This window comes from Limnochorda sp. (genome assembly GCF_047459355.1).
In the GTDB taxonomy this organism is placed as follows: Bacteria; Bacillota; Limnochordia; order Limnochordales; family Limnochordaceae; genus Limnochorda.
The window spans coordinates 32,694-40,287 of the sequence record NZ_VSCV01000021.1 but is presented as its reverse complement, the minus strand read 5'-3'; the positions used below and the strand labels follow the sequence as shown (position 1 = coordinate 40,287).

6 protein-coding genes are annotated in these 7,594 nt (G+C 70.1%); all 6 read right to left on the bottom strand.

Annotated elements, in window-relative coordinates:
• Window positions 1–141 precede the first annotated feature (141 nt).
• The gene (locus FWJ67_RS08260) at window positions 142–1,356 is read right to left on the bottom strand and encodes a hypothetical protein (RefSeq protein ID WP_414482010.1); all 1,215 of its coding nucleotides are present in this window, start codon (window positions 1,354–1,356) and stop codon (window positions 142–144) included.
• 565 nt (window positions 1,357–1,921) lie between these two features.
• Window positions 1,922–3,034: an ABC transporter ATP-binding protein gene (locus FWJ67_RS08255; RefSeq protein WP_304173013.1), complete on the bottom strand. Its 1,113-nt coding sequence runs from the start codon at window positions 3,032–3,034 to the stop codon at window positions 1,922–1,924.
• A 164-nt stretch (window positions 3,035–3,198) separates the two neighbouring features.
• Window positions 3,199–3,624, bottom strand: a complete 426-nt coding sequence (locus FWJ67_RS08250) for a phage holin family protein (RefSeq protein ID WP_304173011.1) — start codon at window positions 3,622–3,624, stop codon at window positions 3,199–3,201.
• A 71-nt stretch (window positions 3,625–3,695) separates the two neighbouring features.
• Window positions 3,696–5,012 carry a DUF4097 family beta strand repeat-containing protein gene (locus tag FWJ67_RS08245; RefSeq protein WP_414482009.1) on the bottom strand — a complete coding sequence of 439 codons (1,317 nt, stop codon included), beginning with the start codon at window positions 5,010–5,012 and terminating at the stop codon, window positions 3,696–3,698.
• A 5-nt stretch (window positions 5,013–5,017) separates the two neighbouring features.
• On the bottom strand, window positions 5,018–5,425 hold the full coding sequence (locus FWJ67_RS08240) for a DUF2089 domain-containing protein (protein ID WP_304173006.1): 408 nt from the start codon (window positions 5,423–5,425) through the stop codon (window positions 5,018–5,020).
• Window positions 5,426–5,505: 80 nt separating this feature from the next.
• Window positions 5,506–7,578: a DNA methyltransferase gene (locus FWJ67_RS08235; protein ID WP_304173004.1), complete on the bottom strand. Its 2,073-nt coding sequence runs from the start codon at window positions 7,576–7,578 to the stop codon at window positions 5,506–5,508.
• Window positions 7,579–7,594: the final 16 nt, after the last annotated feature.

Here is a 7,594-nt window from a genome sequence, read left to right as displayed (position 1 = left end):
GCCCGGCAGCAAGGCGGTGGGGAAGCAAGCCGGCTTCGCTCAACGCCAAACGACCAACCCCCTGCCGGGCGGCAGGGGGTTGGTCCTTAGACGGCCTGGCGGCCGCTGTGGCAGGTGCGATCGGGTGCTTGGTCGGGTGGTTTAGAACTCGACCTTGGCGCCGGCGGAGACCGACGGGCCGTCCACCGAGTGGTACCCAACGCCGAACTCCATGCCGTTGGGCGCCTGGTAGGTGGCGCTCACGCCGTAGGTCGTGTCCTGGTTGCGGCTGGCCTCGATCTCGGCCGCCACGGTCACCGGGTCCATGCTGGCCTCGACCTCATGGGTCATCTTCTCGTTGTTGATCTCGAAGGTGCCCGTGTACTTGGTGTCGATGCCGCGCCCGTTCAGAGCGAAGGCCCGGGCGAGCTCCAGCTTGGCCGCGTCCGTCGGCTGATCGTAGCTAGCCACGATCTGGGTGCCGTACTGGACGGTGCCGATGCCGACCTCAATCCCCCGCTGGAGCTGGGCGGGGTTGTCATCCGCGTCCCGGGCCCAGCTGGCCTGGCCCTCGTCCTCCAGGGTGTCCACGTCGGCGAAGCGAGGCATGAACTCCTCGTCACCGCCCCGGTACCCGAGGTGGAGGTTCAGGTTGGGCATGACCGCGGTCTCAGCGTTCACGTCGAAGGCCTGGTTCTGGTTCTCGTCGAGGGCGACGGTCCCGTGGACGATGGCCGGACCGATCTGGGTCACCGCGCTGGCGGCCAGCTCGGTGGCCTCATCCTGCCGGACGACCGAGGTGCTCAGGCCGACGTTGGCCAGGTTGCCTGCGAGGGACAGCCCGTAGGCCGGGTTCTCAGCCTGGCCCTGCGCGTCACGCTCAGCCCAGCCGTAGAAGCCGGCGACGGTCACCGGGCCGATGCCCAGGTTCTCCACCTTGGCACCCCGCCGGTCCAGGCTGGCCACCCACGGCGAGTGCTCGATCTCCACGTCACCAATGGTGGTGGTCATCTCAGGACCGCCGTTCCAGAGGGCGCCCTGGGCCTCCAGGTAGATCTTGTCGATCTCGAGGCCGGTCGCCGGGCCCGGGTAGGGGTTGGCGATGTCCTCCACCAGCTCGTCATCCTCGCCCAGGTTGTTCCAGGACCAGGGGGCGAACTCGATGACGGCACGGATCGGGTCGCCGTCCTCGTTGGAGAGGGCCGCCTCCAGATCGAGGCCCGTGTAGCCCCGCAGGCGCATGTCGTCGTTCTCGCCGCGCTCGAGCCGGAACTCCTGCTCCACCGAGCCGCCGATGGTGAAGGCGGGGGCGGCGGCAGCAGGCAGCGCCAGAGCGAGGACCATGACTGCGCTGAGTACGACAGTCAGCTTCTTCATCTCGGTACTTCCCCCTTGGCTGCGTCTTCTGCTTGGTTCGTTTGGGAGTGCGATGGCTGCTCCGAGACTGCGTCGGTTGCTGGGACGATGGCTGCGTCGGGGGAGCGGGGTCCTGAGTCTCCCTGTTTCCTCACGACCTGCTCCCTGGCTGCGTCTGGTGCTGCGACTGGTACGGCCCGGCCGCTCCTGCGGCCACCGGCGAGCCGGGGCCGGAAGCTGCCGGACACACTTGATAAGCTGTCAAAGATCCTGCCAACCTCGAGTGCTGCTCCAAGAGTCCGCACTCTGGCGCTGACGTCCTAGCCTTTCGACAGCCTGAGGTCGCCTCCTGCTCATTTTCGGCCTGCAAGTTCTTCCACAGCCGGTTTTGAGCGCTCAGCGCCTCACCTCGTCATTCTCCGTCCTCTCGCTTATCCTTTCTCTTCTTTTCTTCCTCTCCTGGGAGGGATTGGCAACGGGGAGGGTCTTTCGGAAGGGCAGCGGGCAGCCCGGGCACGCCGGGCCCCAAACACAAAAAGGGCGTTCCCATGGGGGAACGCCCTGGGGGCTGTTGGGAGGATGCGCCCTAGGCGACGGCTTCCTCCGTCTCGGGATCGAAGAGGTACATCTTCTCCATCTGGAAGTAGACCCGCACCTGCTGGCCGTCCTGGACGGTGCTGGCCGGGTCGAAGCGGGCCACGACGGACTGGTCGCCCAGGTTGAGGTAGGCGAAGATCTCGGCACCCATGGGCTCCACCACGTCCACGTTGGCCACGAAGGTCGCGTCCTCCCGGCCGTCGGGGACAATGGCCGCATCCTCGATGTTCTCGGGCCGGATGCCGAAGACGGCCTTCTTGTCCACATACTTGGGCAGGTCCTGAAGCTCCCGGACCTTCTCGTCGGGAATGCGGAGCTTGAAGGCCTCGTGCTCCACCCAGTAGCGGCCCTGCTCGTCCTTCCGGATCACGACCTCCACAAAGTTCATGGCCGGCGAGCCGATGAACCCAGCCACAAAGATGTTCTTCGGCTTGTGGTAGATCTCCAGGGGCGCACCGATCTGCTGGATGACGCCATCCTTCATGACCACAATCCGGTCGCCCATGGTCATGGCCTCGACCTGGTCGTGGGTGACGTAGATGATGGTCGTCTGGAGCCGGTTGTGGAGCTTGGAGAGCTCAGCCCGCATCTGGACCCGCAGCTTGGCGTCCAGGTTGGAGAGGGGCTCATCCATGAGGAAGACCTTGGGCTCCCGCACGATGGCCCGGCCCACCGCCACCCGCTGCCGCTGGCCGCCCGAAAGCTCCTTGGGCTTCCGGTGGAGGAGGTTTTCGATGCCCAGGATCCGGGCCGCCTCCTTCACCCGCCGGTCGATCTCGTCCTTGGGGAACTTGCGGAGCTTCAGGCCGAAGGCCATGTTGTTGTAGACGTCCATGTGCGGGTAGAGGGCGTAGTTCTGGAAGACCATGGCGATGTCCCGATCCTTGGGCGGGATATCGTTGACCAGGGTGTCACCGATGTAGATGTTCCCCTCGGTGACCTCCTCCAGGCCAGCCACCATGCGGAGGGTGGTGGACTTGCCGCATCCAGACGGGCCCACCAAAACCACGAACTCACGGTCGGGAATGTCGATGTTGGCGTCCTTGACGGCCACCACATCGCCGAAGCGTTTCGTTACATTCTCGAGGACCACCTTGGCCACAGCCGCTTCCCCTTTCCCACACCCCAACAGGTTACTGATGCAACGGCGCCGCCCAAGCGAACCGTTACCGGATTCAGGGGTTCCTTCGTGGCCGCTGGGTGGATTTCCTGCCCTGCCCGAATCTTCCTCCAGCGCGATTTGCGTGGCAAGGGCCCTCAAAAGCTTTACCGTTGGGCCAAAAGCCACCGGAGGCCCCAGCTCACCAGGCTGAGGACGAGCGCCCCCCAGATCCCCGCCCAGACGCCGGTCACCGTGAAGCCGGCCACGAACCAGGAGGTCATCCAAAGGACCAGGCCGTTGACCACCAAGGTGAAGAGCCCCAGGGTGGCCAGGTTGAGGGGCAGGGTGAAGAGGAGCAGGATGGGCCGGACCCAGACGTTGGCCAACCCCAAGACCGCCGAGGCCAGAAGGGCCGCCCAGAACCCGCTCAGGCGGATGCCGCCCACCAGGGAGGCGGTGATGACCAGGGCCACCGCGTGGGTGAGCCACCAGCCCAGCCAGCGGCGGAGCCGGCTGCCCTGGCCGCTCACCGTCACCCCCTCCCAAGGTTGAAAGGCCTGATCCCAGTCAAAACGGAAGGTGCTTCCCACCGTCAGCCACCTCCTGCGGCAGACTCCCAACCGCCCCGGCGTCGCCCAAGATCACCCAGGTCCAGCCGGTGTCACCAGGCGGCGCCCGGGTCCCACGTCGCCACCTGCACCGAGCCGGCCTGGCTCCGGGCCTCGACCGCGAAGGGCTCCGTCCCCGCCCGGGGCCCCGCCGCCTCCAGCCGGTTCCGGCCCGGCGCCTCCTCCCGCTGCCAAACCTGCAGCTCCGGCAGGTCCGCCTCCAACGCCCCGTGGAGGGAGCGAAGCTGGACCAAGGCCCGGGCGGCCAGCTCCCGGTCGAGCTGGAGGCGGATCTGGCCGTTGACCGTCTCGGCCAGCACCCCTTCGCCCGCCGGCATCCCGTCCAGGCCCTCGTGGGCGGGCAGCCCCGCGGCCTCCTCGGGGGCGAGGGCCCGGAAGCTGGCCCGCACCTGGCCGTTGGAGGTACCCAGCCGGGCTTTCCGGGCCGAGCCCGTAAACTCCACCCGGCCGTTGGCGGTGGTGAGGCGCACCTGGTCGGCCAGGCCCCGCTCCACCCGGATCCGCCCGTTGGCCGCCTTCATCTCCAGCGCGCCCAGACGGGCCCCGTCCACGGTGGCGTCCCCGTTGGCCAGGCGGGCCCGGAGCCGCTCGGCCTGGATGCCCCGCACGGCGAGGGAGGCGTTGGCCGAGGTGAGGTCCAGCCGGTACCGGCCCTGGGGCGGCAGGCGCAGCGACACATCCACCCGGCCGAGCACGGTCCACCAGCGGTCGTGGCCCCGGAGGATGAGCCGGCCCGGCTCCCGCTCCACCTTCACCGCCTGCCGGGCCCGGTCCCCCGCCCGCTCCCGGTCGGCGCCCCGGACGTGGGCGACCCACTCCAGGTGGTACCGCTCATCGGGGCTGGGCTCCACCGTCACCCGGCCGTTGGGGAGGCGGATCTCCACGGTGAGGAGCTCCCCCGGCTCCAGCGAGCCCACCTCACCAGCGGGGAAGGCGTAGCTGTCGCCCAGCCAGTCGTTGAGCCAGCTGCTGCCACTCTCCAGCCAGTCCTGGAGGCGCTCGCCCACCTGATCGACGGCCCGCATCACCTGCTCGCCCACCCGCCCGGGATCGAAGCGGAAGCCCCAAATGTGGACCTCCGGCTCCTCCTCGGAAACCTCCTGGCGAACCCGGCCCGACGAAAGGGGCGCCTCCCGGCGGCCTTCTTCCCCGGCCTGCTCAGCGTGGTCCTGCGCCTCGGAGCCCTGCGCCTCCGAGCCCTGCCCGTGGGGACCCTGCTCCTCCCGGGGGCCGGCCCCTTCCGGCCAGGGGCCTTCCTCCTCCAGCGCCTCCAAGAGAGCCAGGCCCTCGTTCGCCGAGATCTTCCCCTCTTCGATCATCCGCAGGATCATCAGGCGCTCGTTCCGCACGCTCCTCACTCCTTCCCTGACCGGAGGCGCTGCAGCACCTCGTCCACGGAGAGTTCGCCCTGGCTCAAGGCCTCCAGGAGCTGGCGGCGTTCCTCAGGCTGCATCCGGCCCTCCCGGCCCTCAGCCCGCACCGGGTAGCCCAAGGCTTCGATCACCTGCTCCAGGCGGTTGCGCACGGTGGGGTACGAGAGCCCCAGGACCCGCTCCACCTCCCGGATGTTCCCCCGGCTGACCAGGAAGAGCTCCACGAACCGCTGCTGCTCCCGGTCCAGGCGGGCCAGGGGCGTCAGCTCGAAGCGGCCCTCCACGGCCGTGGCGCACTGGGGGCACTCGAGCCGGCTCACCCGCAGGGGCGCCTCGCAGGCGGGGCAGCGGCTCACCCAATGCCGCTCCCGCGGACCTCGCTCAGCCACGGGCACCACCTCCCGCATCCCTTATACCCTCGGCCTTCACCGATGTCAATCCCACGGTTCAAGTTTTTTGAGGTGATGGATCAACTATGTTGAGAGCCGTCCCTTTCAGGCGGAAAGGGTGTCGGCCGGGCGGGCCGGGGCAGGGCCCGCTTCCGGGCTTCGTCCGGACCCTCTTCGGGGGCCGCGGCCCCGCGCGCTTCCCGGACCACCTGGTAGAAGCGGGCCGCGTCCAGCTCCACGGGCAGGCCCTCCCGGATCCGGGCGGCCACGTACTGGGTGTAGAGCCAGGCGGGATCGAGCTCGCCCGCGGGAGCCTGGGGATGATCGCCCTTCTCCTGATGGTCCCGGAGGCGGGCCAGGAAGGCCCGGGCCCACCCCTCGGGATCGGGGCCGGCCGGGGCGAGCGGGGAGTTGGCCCGGGCGGAACCGGCGCTGAACCGGCTCGGCTCCGGGAGAGAGGCGGGCTTCCAAGCCCGGGCGGGGCTGGCGCCTTTCCGGAAGGTGAGGACCAGGTCGTACCGGACGGCGCCCGCGGAGGTGAGCTGTTTGAAGCTCCCCTGCCTCTTGTCCAGAGCCTGCACCTCTTCCAGATCGAGCCGGGCAGCCCGGAGGGCTTCCTGCACCGCCTGCCAGACCTCGGCCCGGGCGTGGTGGAAGACGACGGTCATGGCCCGGCCGGGCTTGAGCACCCGGGCCGCCTCCTGGAAGGCGGCCGTCATCAGGGCCTGGTACCGCTCCAGGTCCCGGCCGCCCACGGGGTCCACCACCGCCTCCTGGGAGGGATCGGTCCGCACGCCCAGCCAGGCCTCCCAGAGGAGGTTGAGCTCCGAGTACATCAGGTTGTCCCCGAAGGGCGGGTCGGTGAAGACGTAGTCCACCGACGCATCGGGCACGCCGGCGAGGCGGGTGGCCGACTGGGTCCCGATGCGGAGGGCCTCCTGGGGATCGCCCGGCGCCTGCTGGTGGAGGAAGGCGCTGGCGGCCATCCCCTTCCGCAGGTGGCGGGCCAGGGCCCGGCCCACGTGGATCTCGTAGGCGAGGGAGGGCAGGTAGAGGGTGCCCGAAAGGGGCCCCCGGCGGCGGGGCCAGCGGTTCATGCGGGAGGCGTTCCGGGCCACCGCCGTCCAGTGGAAGGCCAGACCCCGGGCCACCGGGTCGGGAAAGTCGTTCAGGGCCGCCCAGAGCCGGGCTAAGGCCCGCAGGTTCCGGGGGGTGTAGAACTGGTCGATGCGGGTCAGGCCGTGGGAGCGCTGGGGCTGGTTGGCGGAGAGGCCCTCGGGGAGGGGGTCGGTGGGGTACCAGTCGGCGGGCGGGGTCTCGGCCAGCGCGGCCAGCCAGGCCCGGTCCGCGGCGGTCACGGGGCGGAGGCGCTGGGGCCGGCCGGGGAGGCACCGCTCCACCGGCTCCTGGACCGCCAGCCCATCAGGCCCCCAGACCCGCTCCAAAGCCTGCTTGGTCAAGGCCCGCCCGCAGCCCGGGCAGCGGACCGTCCGCCGGACCCGGCGCTCCCCCGGGCCGCCCCCCACGGCCACATCCCAGAAGAGGAAGGCGGTGCGGCAGTGGGGGCAGCGGAACCGGTCGCTCCAGACGGTGTACTCCAGCTCCGTCCACTGCCCCGGCTCGTCGTCGGGGGTGCGGTAGAGCCGGGCCAGCTCGGGGCGGGCCGCCTCCAGCCAGGCCCGGCCCGCCTGCCGGAGGGTCTCGGGCGGGAGGGGATTCAGGTAGCCGGCGGCGATGAAGGTGGCGGCAGGCGAAAGATCCACCAGAATGGCCCGGCGCCCGGTGAGGCGGGCGGCCACGCCCGTCATGCCCGAGCCGCAGAAGGGGTCCAGCACCACCTGGCCCGGCTGGGTGTGCCGCTCGATGAGCTGGGCGATGGCCTGGTGGGGCACCTTGGTGTGATAGGGGTGGAGCATGTAGAGAGGATCATTCTTCCCCCCCGACACCAACCCGCCGGCCCGGACGGCCTGGGGCGCCCTCGCGGCTGGCCCCATGGGTGGGAGGGCAGGCCCCGTTGGCAGGTCCGCTCCCGCCACCAGATCGCCCAGGGCGGGATTGGGCCCGCAGGTGGAGAAGGGCGGCGCATCCAGCCGCCAGCGCCGGCCTTCGTGGCCGAGGCCCTCGGGGACGGCCTCGCCCAAACCTGGCCGCACCGCGCCATCGCCTCCT

Bases quoted from the DNA above. Each gene is read 5' to 3' on its own strand.
- FWJ67_RS08260 (WP_414482010.1), bottom strand. From the start codon at position 1,356: ATGAAGAAGCTGACTGTCGTACTCAGCGCAGTCATGGTCCTCGCTCTG.